We start from the raw sequence: 21,904 nt of genomic DNA on the forward strand, positions 1-21,904 counted from the left end.
GTGCCGGCATTGGTTTCCTTGTGGGCTTTGCTTTTCCTGGGTGAAGTGCTGCCCCCGCAAGCTTGGGTTAGCATCGCCGCTTGTTGGCGGCCATCCGAATGAAAGGGGGCGTCGCAATGATCGGCCTTTCGATCTAACATGAAATCAAGTTCTAACTGGCTTAAGTTGTTGACACGAACCCCTTTCAGGTCGTTCACTTCCGTGGTGGTCAAGGAGTCGTTCAGGCTGAAATCGTGAATGCCTATCATCGTGAGGGCGATTTTGTCCGAACGCTCATGAGCTTGTTACAAAACGGGAATAATCCGACTCAGGCTCATTATCCATCTCCAAAGTCGGCCTTAAAAAGTTGACGTATCTGGCGAGGATTTAAATCTGGACCGAACAAGCGGTGGAACTGGCGCTATTGATGGGCCAGATAATGAAAAAAACTGTCGCAAGACAAAAAGACTAAAAACCAATGGGAGAATACAATGACAACAGAGAACAAGTTCAGTCGTCGTTCTGTGCTGAAAGGCGCAACCACGATGGGTGCGGCCGCATTGGCGACACCACTTTACGTGAAGAACGCACTGGCTTCGTCGGGTGAACTCAATATCCTGATGTGGTCGGACTACCTGCCACCTGAGTTCATTGCAGGTTTCGAAGGCGAGACTGGCATCAAGGTGAACTACACCGGTATCGGGTCGAACGAAGAAATCATCAACAAGATGAAAGCGACCAAAGGTCAGGGCTTTGACATCGTTTCGCCCACCAACAACCGTTCGCTGCAGTGGGAGCCGCTTGAGCTTCTGAAGCCGTTCGATTTGGCAAAAGTGAACATCGACGCCGTAAACCCAGCAATGGCCAAAATCGGTACCGATGCATGGAACTTCGGTGACAGCGGTGCGCACTGGCTGCCGCATATCTGGGGTACCGAAGGTATCGCATACCGCACTGACAAATGGCTGCCATCGGGCGATGCGCCCAGCTATGGCGACGTTTGGTCCGAAGAAAACGCTGGCAAAACCATGGGCCGTGCACACTCGATGATGCTGGGTGCTGGTCTTTACATGGAAGCATCGGGCGAAATGGAGCCGGGTTCTGTCTGGGCTGCATACAACGACGAAGACACCATGCGTAAAGTCTGGGGTCAGATCACTGATTGGTGTGTCGCTCGTAAGTCGCGCATCAAGCTGATCTGGAACGATGCCGACACCCAGAAGAACGGTCTTCTGAACGAAGGTGTTGTCGTTGGCCAGACATGGGACGGCCCGCCGCTGGCCCTGAAATCCGCAGGCGAGCCGGTGCACTATCAAGCACCCGTCGAAGGCGCGATGGCATGGGTTGATGGTATGTCGATGCCGATCGGTGCCGCGAATGAAGAGCAAGTCTATGCCTTCGTCGAATACGCCTACCGTCAGCAGCCTGCTGGTGTGGCGATTGACAGCCACGGCTATAACTCTCCTGTGCTGGGTGCTGACACCCATTCGGGCGACACCTACAAGAAGAACTTCTCGGAAGCCTATCCAGGTGACAGCCTTGCCAACCTAAACCCTTGGCCTGCTGAAGCACCTTGGTACGCGGACGTGCGCACCGAGTTCGTAAACAAATTCAAGAGCGCTTAAGCGACTTGAAAATTGCGCGCCTCCGTCACTGGGCGGGGGCGCGTCACCAACCTGACTGAAACGTCTGGAAACACGGTCGCACGCCTGATCTCAGCGCGTGAACGGCCCGTTCATGGGGAGAGACCATATGAGTGCCGGAGTAGGCGTAGATCTTGAGAACCTCTGGATCCGCTTTGGAGATTTCGTCGCGGTGCGCGACGCAAATGTGCACATCAAGGGGGGCGATTTCTTCTCGTTCCTGGGACCATCGGGGTGTGGCAAGACCACAATCCTGCGCGCTGTGTCGGGCTTTCTAGAGCCCAGCGAAGGCAACGTGCTGATCGGTGGCAACAACATGCGCGGGATTGGGCCGAACAAACGCCCCACTGCGCTGATCTTCCAGAACCTTGCGCTGTTTCCCCTGATGAAAGTCTGGGAGAACATCACATTCTCGATGGAAATCGCGGGTGCATCCGCCAAGGAGCGTCGCAAACGCGCGGACGAGCTTTTGGATATGATTGCCCTGTCTGATCAGGGCGACAAGCTGCCAAGCGAATTATCAGGCGGTCAACGTCAGCGTGTGGCAATTGCCCGTGCGCTTTGCGCTGAACCCGATGTGCTTCTTTTGGACGAACCGCTTTCGGCGCTCGACCTAAAACTGCGTCAGCACATGCGCACCGAGCTTCGTGAGATTCAGAAGCGCGTTGGCATTACGTTCATCTACATCACGCACGACCAAGGCGAAGCGCTGACTATGTCGGACGATATCGCTGTGATGCGCGCGGGTGTGATTGACCAGATCGCAGACGGCAAGACCATCTATAACGATCCGGCGACCGCATTTGCAGCCAGCTTCGTGGGCGAAAACAACGTCTTTCGCGGCAAGGTGTTGGAGGTCAAGGACAGCCATGCTCTGATCCGAACCAACCGCTCGGGTGATCTGCTGTCACGCATCTCGACCGCCAATCAAGGGACGATGAAGGTAGGTGACGAGGCGATGATGTTCATTCGTCCCGAAGCACTTTCGCTGGCCCCGACCGGCACGCAAGGCGACCACTTCGTTACTGCAAAGGTCAACCACGAAGAATTCGAGGGCAACACCTTCAACATCTTCATGGAAGGCGACGGCGGTAAAGAGCTGAAGGTCGCAATCCCCAACCACGGTCAGTCGTTCGAGGATCACTCGGGCCAAGACATGACGCTGGAATACGAGGTCGACAACGCCGTTGCCGTCCCCGCCGGCGAATTGGCTGCGGAATAGGGAGAGACGCGATGCCAAGTTTCCTGAAGGAATTCTTCAACCGGAACGGCACGCTGATGGGATCCCTGATGTTGGGTCTGGTCCTTTTTTGGACCGTTGGCCTGATCATCCTTCCGCAGCTGTCGATGCTCGACTTCTCGTTCCGTCCTAACCTTCCCCCACCCGAAATTGGTGGGCCGAAGGATATCTATACACTCGAGAACTATAAGTACCTGATTTTTGGCCCCGAAGGCGGGTCGCAGGATTACAATGCGGTGGACCTGAAAGTGTTCTTCCGTACGTTGGTGGCGGCCGTCTTTGTGACGCTGTTTAACCTGATCCTGTGCTATCCAATTGCCTACTATCTGGGCCAGACAAAGGGCAACCACATCCGCGTTTTTGCGCTGATGCTGATCATCCCTTACTGGATCAACGAAATCCTGCGCGCCTTTGCGCTTCGGATCATCTTTGGTGAAAGCGGGGTCATAAACACGCTGCTTGTGGGGTCTGGGATATTCGACACGCCCTTTGACTTCATCCGCAATGATATCGCGCTCTATGCGGGTCTGGGATACGCCTATATCCTTCTGATGATCTTCCCGATCTACAACGTGATCGAAAGCCTTGATCACAACCAGATCGAGGCTGCGCGTGATCTTGGTGCACCATGGTGGCGCATCCATAAGCGGGTTGTGATTCCATACGCCAAACCGGGCATCAGCTCGGGCTGTACGATGGTGTTCATGCTGTCTGCCGGTGCGCTGGCCGCACCCCAAGTACCTAGGAGGTCCATCATCGCTTTGGTTTACCCAGCTGATCTATCAGCAGTTCAACGACAACTCTGATTGGCCACAAGGCGCGGCCTACGCGATCGTTCTGCTTGTCACCTGTATCCTTCTGGTGCTTGCTCTGATGCGTGTGTTCAAAGTGAACATGGGGGATATCGGCAAATGACCTCTGATAAAATCATTCGCGTATCCATCTGGAATCTATCTGGGCATTTTCTTCGCCTACCTGCTTGGCCCCCTCGTGATCATGTCGATCACGGCGTTCAACTCGCCCAGCTTTCCGCGGGCAACGCCGTGGGAATGCCTGACATTCGAGTGGTTCGGAGCGCTGTTTCGGGACGAACGCATCCTAAACGGGATCAAGAACTCGGTCCTTGTTGGGATGGGAACGGTGGTCATGTCGGTTTCGATGGGTCTTGCAGGGGCACTTATGCTTACGCAGATCTGGCCGAAGTTGCGGGCGACCTACTACACGATCATCATCGCCCCAATCCTGATCCCCGGCGTTGTGATTGGTATCTCGACGCTGGTGTTCTGGGACCGGATCAACCGGATGCTGGGTCTGGGTGCAGATAGTTTCCTGTCGAATGGGTTGTTCCTGACCATCATCGGTCAGTCCACCTTCATCGCCAGCTACTGCATGCTGGTCTTGGTGGCGCGCCTTCAACGCTATGACATGGCGTTGACCGAGGCGGCGTTGGACCTTGGCGCAACTCACGCACAAGCGTTCCGCAAGGTGCTGATGCCCTTCATGATGCCTGCGATCCTGTCGGCAGGTGTGTTGGCGTTCCTCGCCTCGTTCGAGAACTACAACACCACCACCTTCACCTTTGGTGAATATCCAACGCTGACGATCGAGCTGGCCCAGAAAGTACGTTACGGGATCACTCCGGCGATCTCGGCCTTGGCCTTTATGATCGTAGCGCTGACAGTGTTCTTTGCATTAGTGAACGAGGCGAACATCAAGCGTAAAGCGATGATCGCAGATGCGCGTAAGGATGCCACAGTGGGCGAGTTGGCTGGCAAGATCGAGGTCCCCGGCCTGATCAGTCGCAACCCAGCAGCCATCGCGCTGGTCGTGCTACTGATCGGAACGGTATCTGTGATCGCCTCGGCAATGACCTACAGTCCTGCGCAATGCGTCGCCGGTATTCAGGAACAAAAGCGTCTTGAAACCGAGAAGCGCATTCAAGAACTGCGTGACCGTCGTGCCAAGGATGCAGCCGAGAAAGCAGCGAAAGAAGGTGCTGAAGGTGGGGCAGCCGAAACGGCACCTAAACCGTCGAACAACTCGGGCTTCGGCGGGGTGTTCGCACCGAACACGCTGCAGAACGAAGAAGATGGCGCAACGGAGGATGAAGGTGCTGAAGGATCGTCAAACAATTCCGGTTTTGGAAATGTATTCGATCCGAACTCGATCGGGAATGATAGCAACTGATCATTCTTCTGCTTGAAGAAGGAAAGGCCCGGCAATTCGCCGGGCCTTTTCATGTCTCGGGGATCATTTGCCCCAGGTCATGCGCCTTAAAACCTCGTCCTTGTGGTGGACGTGGTGCCAAAGCGCCGCTGCTGCGTGGCCTGCAAGTAAGGCCCCAAGCGCAAGGGCGGAATAAAAATGCACCTGTGCGAAGAAGGTCGCCAGTGCTTCGCTGCCCGGCACAAATGGGTCGTACATCTCGAACCAGTTGAACACTTTGTTCTTCACGCCGAACCGATCCTGCAGAGGCGAGGCCGAGGCCATCAACCACCCAGACAGCGGCATGATGAACATCAGTGCATAAAGCCCCAGATGCCCCAGTTTCGCGCCCAGCTTTTCCAGTGGGTGCATGTGGTCGGGCAGCGCGGGGGCCGCCCTGTTCAGCAAACGCCAAGCCACGCGGACCAAGGCCAGCGCGAACACGACGAATCCCCAGCTTTTGTGGGTCTGCACCAGCGGGAACTGCACCAAGGCATCCGTGACAAACTGGGTCATCCAGACGCCCAGCCCTATCAAGTACAGAATGATCCCGGCAATCGCCCAGTGCAGGAGGCGCGCGAGCGCCCCCCAACTGTCAGGCGTGTTCGTCAACCGCATGGTTTATTCCCAGCCGCCAGCGCGCATCTCGGCCGAGATTTCCAGGCGCACTTCGTCTGACGTCACAGGTGCAAACATACCAACACCATAGTCCGAACGCAGCATGTCACCGGTCCCCTGAACGCCAATCCAATCGCCTTGGTAAAAGTCGAAGAATTCGCCCAGCGGGTGCGGGCCGTTATGGTTCAGCGTGAAGTTCATGGTGATTGGCTTGGTGTTGTCCTTGATCGTCAGATCACCCACCAGCGTGATCATGCTGTCCGATGTCTGCTCGACCCCGGTTGAGGTGAACGTGATCTCGGGGAAATTCTCAACGTCAAAGAAATCCGCGCTTTTCAGGTGATCGTCCAGCGGGCCGACGCCAGTGTCGATGCTGGCCGGGTCTACTGTCACAGTGACTTTCGTGGCTGCAACATTTGCAGGGTCGAAATCAACTTCGCCGCCGATTACTTTCCATTGGCCCGACTGTTCCGACAGCCCAGCATGGTTGTAGTAAAAGCGGATTTCGGTGTGGCCGGGGTCAAACTTATAGATCTCGGCGGTGGCGGTTCCTGCGGCAGCAAGGCCTAGTCCGAAGGCGGCGGCGGTTAGAAATGGTTTCATTGTGTCGGCTCCTTTGTCATGTTGCATGGCAACGAGGGATGAATTAATAGATGCATGTGCATGTATCTAAAGTGAGTGCGTAGGGGAAGCCGGCAGTCGCTCCGGTAACGGGAATGTGAGATGGACAAAAAGCCAAATGAACAGACCACCGCGATTTGGGTGCTGCTAAACATTGCCCACAAAAGGGTCACGCAGACTTTCGAGGCTGAACTGAAACGCGCCCGGTTACCGTCTGCTGCGTGGTATGATATTCTGTGGGCGCTAGAGCGTGAAATCGAAGGGATGCGCCAAAACGAGTTGGAGCGCCAATCCCTGTTCGATCAACCGAACTTATCTCGCACGATTAAGCGTATGGTCGATGGCGGGCTGGTCACGCAATGCCCAGCTCCCAGCGACCGACGCGGGCGAGTATTGCGGATCACAGATTCTGGCAAAGCCCTACGGGCACAGATGTGGGAAGTCTATGGTGGCCTTATGCTGTCCCAAATTGAAGATAAGGTGCCGGCGGCCCAAATCTCGGGCTTGATCGAAGGTCTGGCGTCAATGGTTCCCGAAAGAGACGATAAAATTCAGGGAAAGTTGAATTTAGCACGTGAAGCCGCTGAAAACTGACCTAAAGATCGGCGTTGAAAAACTCGTGAAGCATTTCGGCCAGATAATGCAGCGCGATTGACCGGAATCAGGAAGGGCTCAGTATGTCCAAAGACTTTTTCAAGATGCTTGAAGAGATGGGGAAACCAGGGTCGAACCCAATGGGTGTTTGGGCCGAAACTTGGATGTCCTATCAACAGGATATGGCAAAGCTTTGGATGACCACCGCTGTGAAAGCAGGTGAGGCTATTGATCCCTCTAAAGACAATCGTTTTCGCGGCGATACATGGAACGAAGGCTTCTTCCCGCTGCTGCGCCATTCCTATGAGCTGACAGCAAAGGCGATGGTGGACATGGCAGATACGGCTGGCCTGTCGGATCACGAGCAGCAAAAGCTCAGTTTTTATGCGCGGATCGCGGCGGATAACTTGTCGCCGTCGAACTTCCTTGCGACCAACCCCGAGGCCCAGAAACTGGCGCAGGAAACGGGTGGTCAAAGCCTGATTGACGGTTACCAGAATATGCTGGCGGATCTGGAAAAGGGCTATATCAGCACCACTGACGAAGAGGCGTTCGAGGTTGGCAAGAACTTGGCCACCACACCGGGCTCTGTCATCTATCGCAATGACCTGATCGAGCTGATCCAGTACAAACCGATGGCCGCAAAGACCCGCAAGGCGCCGATCCTGATCGTGCCGCCCTGTGTGAACAAGTTCTACATCTTTGATCTGAACGAAAAGAAATCCATGATCCGCTATCTGCTTGAACAAGGGCAGAGCGTTTACCTGGTTGCTTGGCGAAACCCGAGCCCTGAAATGGGCGATTTGGGTTGGGATGAATATGTTTCGGACGGCATATTCGAGGCATTGCGCGTGACCACCGAGGTCTCGAAATCTGACGCTGTCGACATCATGGGTTGGTGCAACGGCGGAACCATGTTGACTGCGGCATTGGCCGTCATGCCAGACGACTTGAAATCCAAGTTGGGGACGGCGACCTTCCTGTCGACGATGATCGATTTCTCAGATTCAGGGCAAATCAAGGTGTTCATCGACGAACCACAAGTTGAAGCTTATAACCAACGTCTGAAGTCCGAGAAGGTCGCACCGGGCCGCGACATCGCAAATGCGATGGCAATGCTGCATGTGAACGAAAGCATCTGGGGCTTTGTGGTCTCGAACTACCTGATGGGTAAATCACCAGCGCCCTTTGATGTGCTTTATTGGAATGCGGATACGCAGAACCTGCCTGCCAAATGGTACAGCTATTTTGTCGAAGAAATGTACATGGCGAACAAGCTGAAAGAGCCGGGCGCGCTGACCATCTGCGGAACACCAGTCGATACGCGCAACATTGACGTGCCGTGCTATTTCCTAGCGGCGGACGGCGACCATATCGTGCCGTGGAAGACATCGTTCACTGCGACTGATCTTGTATCCGGCCCGACCGAATTCGTACTGACCACAGGTGGCCATGTGTCCGGCACGGTGATCAACCACCCAGCCAAGACTCGTCGTAAGTTCTGGGCGGATGGCAAGGACAGCTCTAGTGCGGAAAGCTGGCATGAAAGTGCCGATTTGACCGATGGCAGTTGGTGGCCACATTGGTTGGAATGGCTGGACAAAAATAACCCAGCCGAGCGCGGCGCGCCTGCGAAAACTTTGGGCAACCGAAAGTACAAGCGTTTGGCTGATGCGCCCGGTACGTATGTGCATGAGGGCGAGCGTTAATGGGCGTGCAAGAGGTGATCGACACCATCGACCAATCCGAGTTTCATATGATCGAGGTGGATGGTGCGAAGATCCGTTACCTCCACCGCGTCGTGAATTCGGACCTGCCGCCGCTTCTGGTGTGCAACGGCCTTGCCCAGTCCATCGAGGTGCTGTTGCCCTTGCTGGACGAAACCAACGACCGCTGCCTGATTGCGATCGACATGCCCGGAACGGGCCGGTCGCATATGATCGACGATATCTCGTCGATCCCGGATTATGCAGAATTCACGCTACGGGTTCTGGATCAAATCGGCATCAAAGCGTTCGACATACTCGGTATTTCATGGGGGGGTGCGCTTGCACAGCAGATAGCCCATACCGTACCCGATCGTGTGTCCAAGCTGGTGCTGGCAATCTGTTCAGCTGGCGGTGTCGGCAGCTGGTGGGGGACACCCATAGCCCTGTCCGAGATCATGTTCCCGCTGCGCTTCACCAGCAAGGCCTATGGCAACTTCATTGGCCCGTTGATGTATGGCGGCGAAGCCCTTTTCGCTCCGGCTGATTTCCGCGAGTATTCGAAACACGCGATCCGTCCCAGCCCCGAAGGTTACTTCGCGCAGGTGCGCGCAATGTGCAGTTGGACCAGCTTGCCGTGGTTGCGGAACCTCAAGCAGCCCGCATTGGTGATTGCTGGGCAATTCGATGGGCTGATCCCGATTGCTAATCAAATCCTTCTGTCGAATATGCTGCCGAATTCAAAGCTGCATGTTTATCCCGCTGGCCATCTTCTGATGTATACGCAAAGACAAGAAGTCGGTGCTGAGATTACGGATTTCCTGGGTCAGGGTTAGGTAACGTTACAGCTCGTGTGCCCAAGGGGGATTGGCCCCTGCGCGCGACACTGTGATTGCGGCCACTTTCGCGGCCATGATTAGGGCGCGTTCCAATTGGGGGCCTGTAATGTTGGCAAGGGCCGATCGGGTCAGCAGATCATCGTTATAAAGCTGTGCCAAAAGCCCTGCGTTGAACGTGTCCCCAGCGCCGACCGTATCCACGACGCTTGCCTTATCAGCGGGTGCGCAGACGCTCTGGCCATTTGGCAAGAAAGCTTCGGCACCCTCGGACCCCTTGGTCACAACAACGATGCCGGGGCCGTCTTTTTGAAGCAGCGCTGCTTTCTTTGGAAAGGGTGCATCGCTTTGAACTAACCAATCCAAATCCTCGTCTGAAAGCTTGACGATATCTGCCCGCGCCATCGTCTGCTTCAGACGCGCACGATATGTCACTTCATTCTCTATGAAATCTGCACGGATGTTGGGATCCATCATGACCACACAGTCAGTTGGAGCATCCTTTATCATACTTGCAAAGGTGTCAGCGCAGGGCTCAGCGGCAAGCGAGATACCCCCAAAGAACATCGCCTGTGCATCCTTCGGTAATGGCGATAGCTCGTCGGATGCCAGCAAACGCCCCGCTGTGTTTTCATCATAAAACGCATATCGTGCGTGGCCATCAACAAGTTGGACAAAGGCCAAGGTCGTGGGGCGGTCTACCTGCGCAAGATACCCTGTGTCGACACCGCTGGCCTTGACTTCATCGTGCAGCATCTGCCCGAACATGTCGGATGAGATTCCAGCGACCAAACCCACCGGAATCCCCAGCCGACCCAAGGCGATCGAGGTGTTAAATATTGCTCCGCCGGGATGCGGATCAAAGGCTGATTTTCCGCCTTCCATATTGGCTGGCAACATATCGATCAAGGCTTCACCACAACAAAAAATCATCAGGAGTCCTATCGGGTCAGGGTTTTGAAATCAGAAAGCACTGGATGTCCGCAACATTGGTGCCTGTGGCCCCAGTCATCAACAGATCATCGGATGCGGAAAGGGCGGAATAACTGTCATTGTTATCTAACAGCGCCGTGGGGCTTACCCCTGCGGTTCTCATTCTTTGAAGGCTGGATGCGTCAACAACTCCGCCCGCTGCGTCTGTCGGACCATCGCGCCCGTCCGTGCCTCCGCTTAGGAAGACCCAATCGCCCGGTAGTCCACGTTTCTCGGCACCCATTGCCACATGAAGCGCAAGCTCTTGATTGCGGCCGCCCTTCCCCGATCCGGTAAGCTGCACAGTCGTCTCGCCGCCAGCCAACAGCGCTGTGACGGCACCGGATGGTACGGCTTCGGCCGCGTCAAGAAGAAGGGTGGCGGCGGTTTTAACGTCCCCAGTCAGATGGTCCGAAACGACATGAACAGAACCATAGGCTGCGGCGGCTTGTTGGGCTGCTTGCAGGCTTTGGCGGTTTGAACCGATCAGGTGGTTTTCACTGGGTTCTGGGGGCTGAGTGGCAGCTTCTGGCCGCGACAGGTGATCTTGCACTGATGATGGTAGCTCGCTCCAAATTCCAGCCAACTCGCAAATCTCACGTGCATCTTTTCGGGTTCCGATTGGGGAAACTGTTGGCCCGCTTGCAATCGCGCGAAGGTCATCGCCAATTACATCGGACAGTATGTAGGCCGAGACCGGAGCGGGGTCGGCATAGCGCAGAAAGCCTCCGCCTTTCAGTTCACTTAACTGTTGGCGGACAAGGTTCATCTGATTGATGTCGATCCCGGCGGCTAGCAGTAGTGCACTGACCTTTGCCTTGTCAGAGATCGAGATGCCGGTCGCCGGCAAAGCCATTAACGCCGAACCACCACCTGAAATCAGAGCAATGACACGGTCAGCTGAGCCAGCCGTGGCAAGAAGATCAGCAATCGCCTGACCCGCAGACAAACTCGTTTCGTCTGGCACGGGATGCGCACCGTACATCAAGGCAGCACCCCCGGCGGACTCGGTATTTTCCGAATGCGTGATGCAAAGAGCGGTGTTTGGGTCAGAGATTTGATCCAGTGCTTCGCGCATCATGGCAGGGGCTGCTTTGCCGATGCCGATAACAATGAACTTCCCGTCAAGTGCGAGCGCCGGGAAAGGGGCGTCAGACAGCGCGTTTTTCATCGCAAGCGCTGAATCCGCGGTTTCGACGGATTTCTGAAATATCTGCTTAGCGAATTGGCGAAGTGCCCTGATGCTTTGATCTGTCATTTGGCACTCTTTGTGACTGCGGTTTTTCGGCATAACCGGAAAATGTTAGCGCTATTATTCAGAACTGACAGGGCAGAGCAAGCGGTTCAGCCCATTCTTGGCCTATTGAATTACCGCATTCATCCATTCTTCTACAAAGGTCTGGCGCTTTAGCTTGTCCAAGTAGGTCATCAAGGCTGGCTCAAGCACAATAACCGATGGGCTGGCGGTCTCTGATGTCTGGTAGAGCGGCGGCAAGCGGGATGAACCTGCACCGGCGTCGCTGGTTTGAATGTCGATCATGTTTTGAATGAATGCCTCGGCCACGTCTGGGTGCTGCGTGTGTTTGGACACAAACCCCGTGCGCATCATCATGGTCGGAAAATCTGAAGGCAGGATGATCTCGAACCTATCGTCGTTCAACTGGCGTGTCGCGGCGTAGCTGCCCAGAACATTGTAAGCCACAAGAAGTTTGCCCGAGGCCACGTCGTCGATCATTTCCCCAGAACAGCAGTAAAGTTGGGCATCAAGGCTTCCCATGATCTCGGTCAGGCGCCAGAAGGTTTCCGAAGCCCGCGCATCTTGTGTGGCGAAAAGATAGCCAAGCCCGGACTGACGTACGTCATAGGTGCCAATTCTTCCCCGGAAAAGATCAGGCTCCTGCCGCAGCGCCAGAATTAAGTCTTGCCGCGTTTGGGGTATTGGTTTTCCTTCGAATGCGGCCTTGTTGACGACGATGGTCGCGGGCTCTGTGGTGAATGCAAACAAGCGCCCGCGCCATTGCGCCCAATTCGGGTGGGTGATGCCGGGCAATGCACGCGCAAACCCGTCATTCACCAGTTTCAATTGCAGGTCCATGGCGCTGGAAATCACGATGTCGAAACGGTCGGGGGTTTCACGCAAAAGCTGGTCGATCTGAGCGGTTGAGGTCACCAGATACTCAATTGACCACTCCGGATTTTGGGCCAGAAATTGCTCTACGATCGGGGCAAAAAAGGCGGTGTCGGTGCTGGACAGAACGCGCAGTGTTTCGGCAGGAATTTCCCCTTGGAAAAGCTGCTGGTCTTCCCATTCCTGCGCCATCGCGACACAAGGTAGGAGGAACAGGATTAAAGCGAGAATGTAACGCATGCGCCGCCTCCGGGTTGGTTTTCCAAGCTGATCTTTCCGCCATGGGCGGTGGCCACGTCTTGCGCGATGGTCAACCCAAGACCCGAGCCGATAATGCCCTTCACATTGTCCCCGCGTGAAAAGCGGGTCAGCAAATCCTCGATCCCTTCCAATGGGAAGCCTGGTCCCTGATCTCGGATTTGAATGGACGGTCGTGGAGCTGATGTGACGTGGATGGCAATTTCGCTTTCCGCTGGCGAGTATTTCAAAGCATTGTCGATCAAATTGCGGATGCCATTTTGCAAAAGGATACTGTCGCCTTCGACAATCACCGGCTCGTCCGCAAATATCTTCAGATGGATATCCTTCATTTCAGCCACAGGGGACAGGCGCATAACCAGCTCATTCGAAAGTTCGACCAGATCGATGCTTGTGCGTTCCAGATGATCAGCACGGAAGGTGGTCATGGCGTGATCCAACAGCTGCCCAGCCGCGCGCGAACTTTCGTCAATGGCGCGGATCATCGCCCGCATGGCCTTTCGGTTTTCATCCCGATCCACACGTTGAAGCGTCGCTTCGGCATGTGAACGGACCGTCGCCAAAGGGGTGCGGACACGATGCGCGGCTTCTGCGATGAAATCTTCTGACTGGTGTAGGGATGTGTCCAACCGCCCCATCAAGTGATTAAGCGATGCGACCAGCGATGCCATTTCAATCGGGACTGGGCTGGCAACTGGGCTTAGATCTTTCGGGCCGCGCTTGGTTACAGAACTTGTCAGGCGTTTAAGTGGATTAATGGTTGTGGCCGTTGCCCAGAAGGACAGAAGGACAGACAGCAAAAAGAACCCAGTGCCGTACAAAGCCACATTGCGCGAGATGTCGGCGAGGGTGACCTGCAAGGCGTCTTGTGTTTGGGCGACCGTGACCGAAATGACCGTTCGTGTATTCGCCCCGACCAATGTCCGGGCATCCGTAGCGGATCGGATTGCGACGCCGTCATAACTCGCGGTGTGATGCAGGGTTCGCGCCATGTTGCCATCGGTGATGTGTGGAAGGTCCTCATACCCGGACAAGAGCTTATCATCCTGATATATCGCATAAAAAACTCGGTCGTCAGCGTCTGTACTGAGCATCGAAAATGACGCGTAGGGGAAGTCAACTTCAACAGCCCCATCGCGCAAAATGGCCGCATCCAGAATGGAACTGACCGAGGCAGCAAGGATGCTATCTTGCCCCTGTTGCGCGATCTGGGCGGCATATGCACGAACGACGACAAACAATAGGATTGTCAGAACGGCCGCGCCGCCAATCAGGCTGACCGCCAAGCGGTTCCGTAACGATCCGGTGACGTTGACCCCCTCAACCATGGTCCAACCGATACCCTAATCCACGCAGCGTTGTGATACGCAGAATCCGAGGTCTCTAAATGTTTGCGCAGTCGGCCAATATAAACCTCGATCGCGTTTTCCGAGACGTCTTCGTCATACGCAAACAACCGGTCGAACAATTTGTGCTTGGGAAAGATTTGCCCCGGCGCATTGATCAACAACTCAAGCAATCGAAGTTCACGGTTGCGCAGCGTGATCGGCTTGCCATCAATCGCCAAACTACCTGCCACAGGATCGAACGTTGCATTTCCCAGCTGAATGGTGCTTTGCGTCGTGCCCGCTTTGCGACGCAGAACGGCACGGCAACGGGCCTGAAGCTCCTCATGATCGAAGGGTTTCGTCACGTAGTCATCCGCCCCAAGATCCAGAATGCTGATTCTGTCCGACACCTGCGACCGGGCAGTCAGTACAATCACAGGTGTGTCTTTCTGCCGGGCGCGGTGGTGTTTCAGAAAGGTACGGCCATCACCATCGGGCAGCATAATATCCAGTAATATCAGGTCATAGTCTTCAGTGTCCGCAAACGCAATTGCATCCTGAAAACATGCAGCATGATCAACGACATGGCCGTCAATTTGCATGCGGGCGCAGACCGCGTTTGCCAGTTCTATGTTGTCTTCGATCAAAAGGAATTTCATGGGTCTTGTTCATTTCGCGACAGCCGTGACAGGTCCGTGTCAGGTTGTTGTGGTTACCTCGGTTAACTGAGCCGCCTTTCGGACAGTTGTCAAATTGGGAGGAAATCATGACGACATTTTCACTGGGCCGCCGTGCCCTTATGGCGACCGCTTTGGCCGCGATGGCATTTGCATCACCCGCGATGGCGGACGGACACAAAGTAGTCGATAGCATTCACTTTCTGATCCCCGGCGGTGCTGGTGGCGGTTGGGATGGAACGGCCCGTGGCACCGGCGAGGCGCTGACGAAGGCTGGTATCGCAGGCACTGCATCTTACGAGAACATGTCAGGTGGCGGTGGCGGCAAGGCTATCGGCTTTCTGATCGAAAACGCTGACAGCAACCACGGCACATTGATGGTGAACTCGACCCCCATCGTGATCCGCTCGCTGACCGGTGTGTTCCCGCATAACTTCCGCGACCTGACGCTGGTTGCTGGCACCATCGGTGACTACGCTGCGATTGTTGTCGGCAAAGACAGCCCCATCAACTCGATGGAAGATCTTATGGCGGCCTATGACGCTGACCCCAGCGCCACGGCGATCGGCGGCGGATCGGTTCCCGGCGGTATGGACCACTTGGTTGCAGCCATGACATTCGAAGCCGCAGGCAAGGATGCATTGGGCGTGAAATACATTCCCTATGACGCGGGCGGCAAAGCAATGGCAGCCCTTCTGTCGGGCGAGATTGCAGCCCTGTCGACCGGTTTCTCGGAAGCGGTTGATCTGGCGAATGCAGGCGAAGTGAAGATCATCGGCGTGACGTCGGACGAACGTGTGCCGGCTGCCGCTGATGCCATGACCATGAAAGAACAGGGCATTGATACCAGCTTTGTGAACTGGCGCGGGTTCTTCGCAGCACCGGGTCTGCCTGAAGACAAATTGGCTATGTACCAAAAAGCCCTTGCTGAAATGTACGCCACCCCGGAATGGGAAGAAGTGCGCGGACGCAACGGTTGGGTCAACATCCACAACTCGGGCGATGACTTCAAAGCTTTCTTGGAAGAGCAAGAGCAGGTCATTGGTGATCTGATGAAAAAGCTGGGCTTCCTGTAAGCCTTACTTGATCGGGCAGAGCGTCACGCGCTCTGCCCACATTTCTACTGAATTCGGAGGGGATGATGGCACTTGATCGTTGGATCGCGCTGATACTTGTCGGAGTATGCCTGGCTTATGGATACGCCGCTTGGTTCACGATGGATGGAGCGCTTGCGCCCTTCATGAAACGCAACCCGATCTGGCCCAGCACCTTCCCAAAGGTTCTTTCCGTTTTGGGCCTTTTGACATCTTTGTTCATCCTGTCAGGGATTGAAAAGTCTGAACAGAAAGAGGCTGAAATCGACTATCGTCGGCTTGGCGAATACAAGCTGGGGCAAGCCTTACTGCTTTTGGCGTTGATGGTTGCTTACGCGCTTTGCCTACGCCCCCTTGGGTTCATCTTTTCCACCGCTGCTTTTCTGATCTTAGGATCGTTCATTCTGGGTGAACGCAAATGGGTCATCATGATCCCGGTCGCGCTGTTTGCCACGCTGGTCGTTTGGTATTTGGTGCAGCAAGTTCTGGGCATCTACCTGCGCCCATTGCCCGGCTTTGTAGGAGGCTGATCCCATGCTTGAAGGACTTCTGATTGGCCTGCAAACGGCCTTTTCCATTCAAAACCTGTTGATGGTGATCGGCGGTTGTCTGATCGGCACATTTATTGGGATGCTGCCGGGGCTTGGTCCCATGTCGATCATCGCAATCATGATCCCGATCGCAATCTCGATGGGTGATCCATCGGCGGCACTGATCTTGTTGGCTGGTGTTTACTACGGTGCCATTTTTGGTGGGTCGACCTCGTCCATTCTTTTGAACGCACCGGGGGTCGCCGGAACGGTTGCATCAAGCTTTGACGGCTATCCTATGGCGAAGCAGGGCAAGGCAGGGAAGGCCCTGACCATTGCTGCAATTGCAAGTTTCGCGGGGGGTAGTATCGGTGCTCTTCTTCTCATGGTTTTTGCACCGGCCCTGTCCTCGGTCGCGCTGTTGTTCCATTCTGCTGAATACTTCGCGCTGATGGTTGTTGGCCTGTCGGCGATCGCTGCGTTTGCGGGTACGGGACAGGTCGCCAAGGCCCTTATCATGACCTTGTTGGGATTGATCATGGCCACCGTGGGTGAAGGTGCATTGTTCAACATGCCGCGCTTCACAATGGGGATCATGGACCTTCAATCAGGTTTTGGTTTTATCACTCTTGCGATGGCCATGTTCGCTTTGCCCGAGGCACTGTTCCTGGTGCTGAAACCTAAAACAACGCAGGACAGCCAAGATGGCGAGATCAAAGATCTTCGCATCACAAGGGCCGAAGCAAAGGCCATTGCACCAGTGATCGGACGTCAATCGCTGCAAGGATTTTTCATTGGCGTCCTGCCCGGCGCAGGCGCTACGATTGCCAGCTTCTTGGGCTACGCTGTCGAACGAAACCTGGCCACGAAGGAAGAGCAAGAAGAGTTCGGCAAGGGTTCGATCAAGGGGCTTGCGGCGCCTGAAACCGCGAACAACGCGGCTTGCACCGGGTCTTTTGTCCCGCTTTTGACATTGGGCATTCCCGGTTCGGGAACGACCGCGATTTTGTTGGGTGCTTTGATTGCGCTTAATGTAACGCCCGGTCCACGATTGATGCTTGATGAGCCGCAGATTTTCTGGGCTGTTATCATGTCGATGTTCATCGGCAATCTGGTTCTGTTGGTCCTGAACCTACCCCTGATCCCGTACATCGCCAAAGTGCTGTCGATCCCGCGGAATTACCTTATCCCATTCATCCTCTTCTTCACGTTGATGGGGGCTTATATCGGCCAAAACAACGCAACCGAATTGCTGCTTTTGGTGGGCTTTGGTGTCGCGGCCACTGCACTGCGATTTGCAGACTATCCGCTGGCGCCACTTCTGATCGGGTTCATTCTGGGCGGCATGCTGGAAGACAACTTCTCGCGCTCAATGCAGCTGTATGATGGCATCGGGTTTATTTGGGAACGACCTATGACGTTGGGCCTGCTGGTCATCGCGGCCATTCTGGTCTTCCTGCCCAGTTTCCGTGCGCGCCGCGCCCGTCTTCGTGCAAAGGGTGTCGCAGATGGGGATTAATCACATATACCCGAGCCTAAGATGGATCGTGCTCTAACATTTTTAATCGCGGCTATCGGCAGTCTGGGGTTCTATGTCCTTGGGCTGCCTTTGCCGTTCCTGCTGGGTCCGATGTTTGCCTGCCTGATTGCGGCGCTGTCTGGGGTCTCTCTTCAAGGGGCAGGGCAGTTTGGCATTTTCATGCGTACATTTCTGGGCGTTGCCGTAGGCGCGTCCATCACGCCAGAGCTTTTGTGGCGCATGCCAGAAATCGCTGAATCCTTGCTGATCGTGCCGTTGTTCATCGCGACTGTTGCGGCGATTGGTTATCCATTTCTGCGTTTTGTCTTCAAACTTGATCCGGTGACCGCTTGGTACAGCGCGATGCCGGGTGGGCTGCAGGATATGCTTATCTTTGGGGAAGAAGCTGGGGGCGATCCGCGGACACTGTCGCTAATTCATGCGACCCGAATTGTTGTTTTGGTCAGCTGTGTGCCCTTTGCAATGCAGATGGTTTGGAACTTGGATCTGAATGTTGCACCAGGCCAGCCCATGACCGAAATTGCGCCCACTCAGATAGCGCTGATGATCATCGCCGGACTTGTTGGCTGGAAGTTTTTTGAGCGGGTAGGACTGTTCGGCGCATCCATATTAGGCCCGATGATCCTGACTGCCGGTCTGTCTTTGACGGGCTTGATCCATACCCGACCACCTGCCGAGATCATTCAGGCTGCGCAGTTTTTCATCGGCATCGCTGTGGGTGTAAAATATGTTCGGATCACGCGAAGAGAGGTCCGCGAAAGTGTCTTCGCAGGCCTCGCTTATTCAGTGCTGCTTGGCACCATATCGCTTTTGTTCTTTGCATTGGTGGCTGGGCTAGGGCTTGCGCCCTCGCTGGACGCGCTTTTGGCCTTCCTGCCGGGTGGTCAGGCCGAGATGGTGGTGATCGCCATCATTGCCGGCTCTGACCTTGCTTATGTGGTCACGCATCACGTGCTTCGGATCGTACTGGTCGTCATGATCGCGCCGGTGATTGGTCGTGTGTTGCACAAGACCTGATCCCGGCGCGATATGATTAGTTCAGCCGTTCACCGCTTTCCGGTGCGAAGTATGACACCTTACTAAGATCAAACGCCAAGGAGAGGTTTTCGCCCGACTTGGCACTGGTTTCTGCGTGCAAGCGGGCAGTGACTTGCTTGCCCCCTAGATGAGACACCACATAGGTATCAGCACCCGCAGGTTCGACCATTTCGACCATGCAATCGGCTTCCTGCACGTCTTCGCCTGCACGGAAGCCCGCTTCGGCGATGTCTTCAGGGCGCAGGCCCAAGATCACGTCTTCAGGCAAGTTCTTGGCATGTGTATCTGTCAGCACCAACGGGGCGGCACCTGCGCGTTCAATCTCGATCTTGGTGCCTTTGCCGTTGGCCATGGCCCGTGCAGGGATCAAGTTCATCGCCGGGCTTCCCATGAAGTCCGCCACGAACAAGTTCTCAGGGCGGTTATAGATCTCGGCGGGTGAACCGATCTGCTGCACCACGCCGCCCTTCAGGACGACGATCTTGGTGGCAAGGGTCATCGCCTCGATCTGGTCATGGGTCACATAGACCATGGTGGCGTTCAGGTTCTGGTGCAGCTTCTTGATCTCGGTCCGCATCTCAACCCGCAACTTCGCATCGAGGTTGGACAGGGGTTCGTCGAACAGGAACAGCTTGGGATCACGAACAAGCGCCCGTCCCATGGCCACTCGTTGCCGCTGGCCGCCCGAAAGTTGGCCGGGGCGACGCTGCAAAAGCGGTTCGATCTGCAACTGCGCTGCCACTTCCTGAAGCTTCTGTTCCTGCGTTGCCGCGTCCACACCGCGCACTTTCATGCCGAAGGTGATGTTCTTGGCCACCGACATGGTCGGATAAAGCGCGTAAGACTGGAACACCATTGCGATGTCGCGATCTTTGGGGCTGACATGGGTCATGTCGCGCCCACCAATGGCGACCGTGCCATCGGTGATCGGCTCAAGCCCTGCGATGCAGTTCAGCAGTGTGGACTTACCGCAACCCGAGGGTCCAACCAGCACCAGGAAATCCCCCGGTTCAATCGCGACGTTGATGTCTTTAAGGATTCTCGACGGACCCATAGTTTTTGTAGAGGTTTTTGATATCCAGAATAGGAGCCATGGGTTTAGCCTTTCACGGATCCAGCGGTCAGACCGCGGATGAAGTATTTGCCAGCGACGACATAGACAAGGAGCGTGGGAAGGGCGGCGATGATCGCTGCAGCCATGTCCACGTTGTATTCCTTCACGCCAGTGGTTGAGTTGACGATATTGTTCAGTGCAACGGTGACCGGTTGCGTCCCAGCCTGACTGAAGGACACGCCGAACAGGAAGTCGTTCCAGATCTGCGTGAACTGCCAAATGACGGTCACAACGATGATCGGAAGCGACAGAGGCAGGAAGATCGACCAGAAAATCCGGAAGAACCCAGCACCGTCCACTTTGGCGGCTTTCACCAGCTCTTGCGGGATCGACACATAGTAGTTGCGGAAGAACAGCGTGGTGAACCCGATGCCGTAAATCACGTGCACAAAGATCAACCCCGGAATGGTACCTGCGATGCCCATCAGTCCCAGCATGCGTGCCATCGGAAGCAGCACCACCTGGAAGGGGATGAAGCAACCAAACAGCATCAGCGAGAAGATCAGGTTGGCACCCTTGAACTTCCACTGCGCAATCACGTAACCATTGAGCGCTCCAAGAAAGGATGAAATCGCAACGGCTGGGATCGCAAGGATGACCGAGTTCCAGAAGTAAGGGCGAAGACCCTCACACTGGATGCCGGTACAGGCACCGGACCAAGCCGTGCGCCATGCATCAAAAGTGACTTCGCGTGGGAGCGCCACAAGGCTTCCGGTACGAATTTCCTCAAGGCTTTTCAGCGACGTCGTAACCATCACGAAAAGCGGCATCAGGTAGAACAGCGCAAAGATGCCAAGAAGTGTGAACAGCAACCAGCGCAGGGCGATACGGCCCCAATTGCGCGATGGGCTGTGGGCGGGGGAAAGCGAGATATCAGTCATGTTTCACCCTTAGTTCTGAGTAAAGATAAGGAACGATGATCGCGAAGACGACGGCCATCATCACCATGGCAGAGCTTGCCGCTTGTCCGATATCACCGCGTGAGAACGCCATTGCGTACATGTATGTCGCGGGCAGGTCGGTGGCATAACCGGGGCCGCCTCCGGTCAAAGCGATGACAAGGTCGAAGCTTTTAATGGCGAGGTGGGCCAGCACGATGAAGGCTGACAAGAAGATCGGGGCCATCGACGGAATGATGATCGCGGAATAGATGCGCCAGCTGGGGATGCCATCGACCTGTGCGGCCTTGATGATCTCTCCGTCTACGCTGCGTAGACCGGCAAGGAACAGCGCCATGACAAAGCCTGACGCCTGCCAGACACCTGCGATAACAACAGCGTAGATCGCCATGTCAGGGTCAATCACCCAATCGAACGAGAAGTTTTCAAACCCCCAGTCGCGGACCATTTTTTCAATGCCCAGTCCGGGGTTCATGATCCACTTCCACGCGGTACCGGTGACGATCATCGACAGCGCCATCGGGTAAAGGTAGATCGTGCGCAACACGCCTTCAGTGCGGATTTTTTGATCCAGCAGAATGGCGATCAGCAGGCCAAGAACCATTGAGATCACGATGAACAAAGAGCCGAAGATGAACAGGTTCGTCATCGCGGTATCAAACCGAGGCGATGCAAACAGGCGCTCATACTGGATGAGTCCCTCAACTTCGTATTTTGGCAAAAGCCGCGAGCGGGTCAGCGATACCCAAGCTGTCCAGGCAATGAAGCCGTAAACGAAAACGAGGATGGCGATGAAAGAGGGTGCCAGCACCATCTTGGGGATATGACGTTCAAGCCATTCGGTCATTGTAACGACCCCTGAATAAAAGGAGGCCCCGCACCTG

General features: G+C 55.3%; 18 protein-coding genes and 3 pseudogenes. 11 read left to right on the forward strand and 10 right to left on the reverse strand.

Features of this window, described 5'->3' with window-relative positions; all coding sequences use genetic code 11:
• Positions 1–470: 470 nt before the first annotated feature.
• From AC0L6A_RS02430 to AC0L6A_RS02445, 4 genes and pseudogenes are all read left to right on the forward strand, one after another.
• Complete coding sequence (locus AC0L6A_RS02430; RefSeq protein WP_473291977.1) at positions 471–1,604, forward strand: extracellular solute-binding protein; 1,134 nt, start codon at positions 471–473, stop codon at positions 1,602–1,604.
• A 127-nt stretch (positions 1,605–1,731) separates the two neighbouring features.
• Complete coding sequence (locus AC0L6A_RS02435) at positions 1,732–2,844, forward strand: ABC transporter ATP-binding protein (RefSeq protein WP_473291978.1); 1,113 nt, start codon at positions 1,732–1,734, stop codon at positions 2,842–2,844.
• An 11-nt stretch (positions 2,845–2,855) separates the two neighbouring features.
• The gene (locus tag AC0L6A_RS02440) at positions 2,856–3,668 is read left to right on the forward strand and encodes an ABC transporter permease (protein ID WP_473291980.1); all 813 of its coding nucleotides are present in this window, start codon (positions 2,856–2,858) and stop codon (positions 3,666–3,668) included.
• 105 nt (positions 3,669–3,773) lie between these two features.
• Positions 3,774–5,049 (forward strand): annotated as a pseudogene (locus tag AC0L6A_RS02445) (ABC transporter permease).
• Between the two features lie 63 nt (positions 5,050–5,112).
• Here AC0L6A_RS02445 and AC0L6A_RS02450 read toward each other — a convergent pair.
• The gene (locus AC0L6A_RS02450) at positions 5,113–5,685 is read right to left on the reverse strand and encodes a cytochrome b (protein WP_473291981.1); all 573 of its coding nucleotides are present in this window, start codon (positions 5,683–5,685) and stop codon (positions 5,113–5,115) included.
• 3 nt (positions 5,686–5,688) lie between these two features.
• Positions 5,689–6,288, reverse strand: coding sequence for a YceI family protein (locus AC0L6A_RS02455; RefSeq protein WP_473291983.1), 600 nt, complete (start codon positions 6,286–6,288; stop codon positions 5,689–5,691).
• 120 nt (positions 6,289–6,408) lie between these two features.
• Here AC0L6A_RS02455 and AC0L6A_RS02460 point away from each other — a divergent pair, with 120 nt between their 5' ends.
• The 3 genes from AC0L6A_RS02460 to AC0L6A_RS02470 all read left to right on the forward strand — a co-directional run bounded on the left by AC0L6A_RS02460 (position 6,409) and on the right by AC0L6A_RS02470 (position 9,442).
• Positions 6,409–6,900: a MarR family winged helix-turn-helix transcriptional regulator gene (locus tag AC0L6A_RS02460; RefSeq protein WP_473291984.1), complete on the forward strand. Its 492-nt coding sequence runs from the start codon at positions 6,409–6,411 to the stop codon at positions 6,898–6,900.
• Positions 6,901–6,983: 83 nt separating this feature from the next.
• Positions 6,984–8,609, forward strand: coding sequence for a PHA/PHB synthase family protein (locus AC0L6A_RS02465; RefSeq protein WP_473291985.1), 1,626 nt, complete (start codon positions 6,984–6,986; stop codon positions 8,607–8,609).
• Positions 8,609–9,442: an alpha/beta fold hydrolase gene (locus AC0L6A_RS02470; RefSeq protein ID WP_473291986.1), complete on the forward strand. Its 834-nt coding sequence runs from the start codon at positions 8,609–8,611 to the stop codon at positions 9,440–9,442. Before AC0L6A_RS02465 ends, AC0L6A_RS02470 begins: the two co-directional genes overlap by 1 nt.
• A 6-nt stretch (positions 9,443–9,448) precedes the next feature.
• On the opposite strand, the gene AC0L6A_RS02475 is transcribed toward AC0L6A_RS02470, so the two are convergent.
• From AC0L6A_RS02475 to AC0L6A_RS02495, 5 genes and pseudogenes are all read right to left on the reverse strand, one after another.
• Positions 9,449–10,375 (reverse strand): carbohydrate kinase family protein, encoded by a 927-nt coding sequence (locus tag AC0L6A_RS02475; protein ID WP_473291987.1) that lies wholly within the window; start codon positions 10,373–10,375, stop codon positions 9,449–9,451.
• Between the two features lie 16 nt (positions 10,376–10,391).
• Positions 10,392–11,672, reverse strand: a complete 1,281-nt coding sequence (locus tag AC0L6A_RS02480; protein ID WP_473291988.1) for a glycerate kinase type-2 family protein — start codon at positions 11,670–11,672, stop codon at positions 10,392–10,394.
• Positions 11,673–11,774: 102 nt separating this feature from the next.
• Positions 11,775–12,782, reverse strand: coding sequence for an ABC transporter substrate-binding protein (locus tag AC0L6A_RS02485; RefSeq protein ID WP_473291990.1), 1,008 nt, complete (start codon positions 12,780–12,782; stop codon positions 11,775–11,777).
• Positions 12,761–14,128 (reverse strand): sensor histidine kinase, encoded by a 1,368-nt coding sequence (locus AC0L6A_RS02490; RefSeq protein ID WP_473291991.1) that lies wholly within the window; start codon positions 14,126–14,128, stop codon positions 12,761–12,763. Before AC0L6A_RS02490 ends, AC0L6A_RS02485 begins: the two co-directional genes overlap by 22 nt.
• A pseudogene (locus AC0L6A_RS02495) lies at positions 14,121–14,787 on the reverse strand (response regulator transcription factor). Before AC0L6A_RS02495 ends, AC0L6A_RS02490 begins: the two are co-directional and overlap by 8 nt.
• Before the next feature lie 107 nt (positions 14,788–14,894).
• On the opposite strand from AC0L6A_RS02495, the gene AC0L6A_RS02500 reads away from it, so the two are divergent.
• The 4 genes from AC0L6A_RS02500 (at position 14,895) to AC0L6A_RS02515 (ending at position 18,986) form a co-directional block, all read left to right on the forward strand.
• Complete coding sequence (locus AC0L6A_RS02500; RefSeq protein ID WP_473291992.1) at positions 14,895–15,881, forward strand: tripartite tricarboxylate transporter substrate binding protein; 987 nt, start codon at positions 14,895–14,897, stop codon at positions 15,879–15,881.
• Between the two features lie 65 nt (positions 15,882–15,946).
• The gene (locus tag AC0L6A_RS02505; protein ID WP_473293353.1) at positions 15,947–16,429 is read left to right on the forward strand and encodes a tripartite tricarboxylate transporter TctB family protein; all 483 of its coding nucleotides are present in this window, start codon (positions 15,947–15,949) and stop codon (positions 16,427–16,429) included.
• A 4-nt stretch (positions 16,430–16,433) separates the two neighbouring features.
• A complete protein-coding gene (locus tag AC0L6A_RS02510; RefSeq protein WP_246927848.1) occupies positions 16,434–17,948 on the forward strand; it encodes a tripartite tricarboxylate transporter permease in 1,515 nt (504 codons plus the stop codon).
• A 21-nt stretch (positions 17,949–17,969) separates the two neighbouring features.
• Complete coding sequence (locus AC0L6A_RS02515; RefSeq protein ID WP_473291993.1) at positions 17,970–18,986, forward strand: AbrB family transcriptional regulator; 1,017 nt, start codon at positions 17,970–17,972, stop codon at positions 18,984–18,986.
• Between the two features lie 16 nt (positions 18,987–19,002).
• Here the strand turns inward: AC0L6A_RS02515 and AC0L6A_RS02520 are convergent.
• The 3 genes and pseudogenes from AC0L6A_RS02520 to AC0L6A_RS02530 form a co-directional block, all read right to left on the reverse strand.
• A pseudogene (locus AC0L6A_RS02520) lies at positions 19,003–20,101 on the reverse strand (ABC transporter ATP-binding protein).
• Between the two features lie 4 nt (positions 20,102–20,105).
• Positions 20,106–21,002, reverse strand: coding sequence for a carbohydrate ABC transporter permease (locus AC0L6A_RS02525; RefSeq protein WP_473291994.1), 897 nt, complete (start codon positions 21,000–21,002; stop codon positions 20,106–20,108).
• Complete coding sequence (locus tag AC0L6A_RS02530; RefSeq protein ID WP_473291995.1) at positions 20,995–21,867, reverse strand: carbohydrate ABC transporter permease; 873 nt, start codon at positions 21,865–21,867, stop codon at positions 20,995–20,997. The genes AC0L6A_RS02525 and AC0L6A_RS02530 overlap by 8 nt, the downstream gene beginning before the upstream one ends.
• Positions 21,868–21,904 lie beyond the last annotated feature (37 nt).

Source organism: Aliiroseovarius sp. D2-2 (assembly GCF_055809455.1).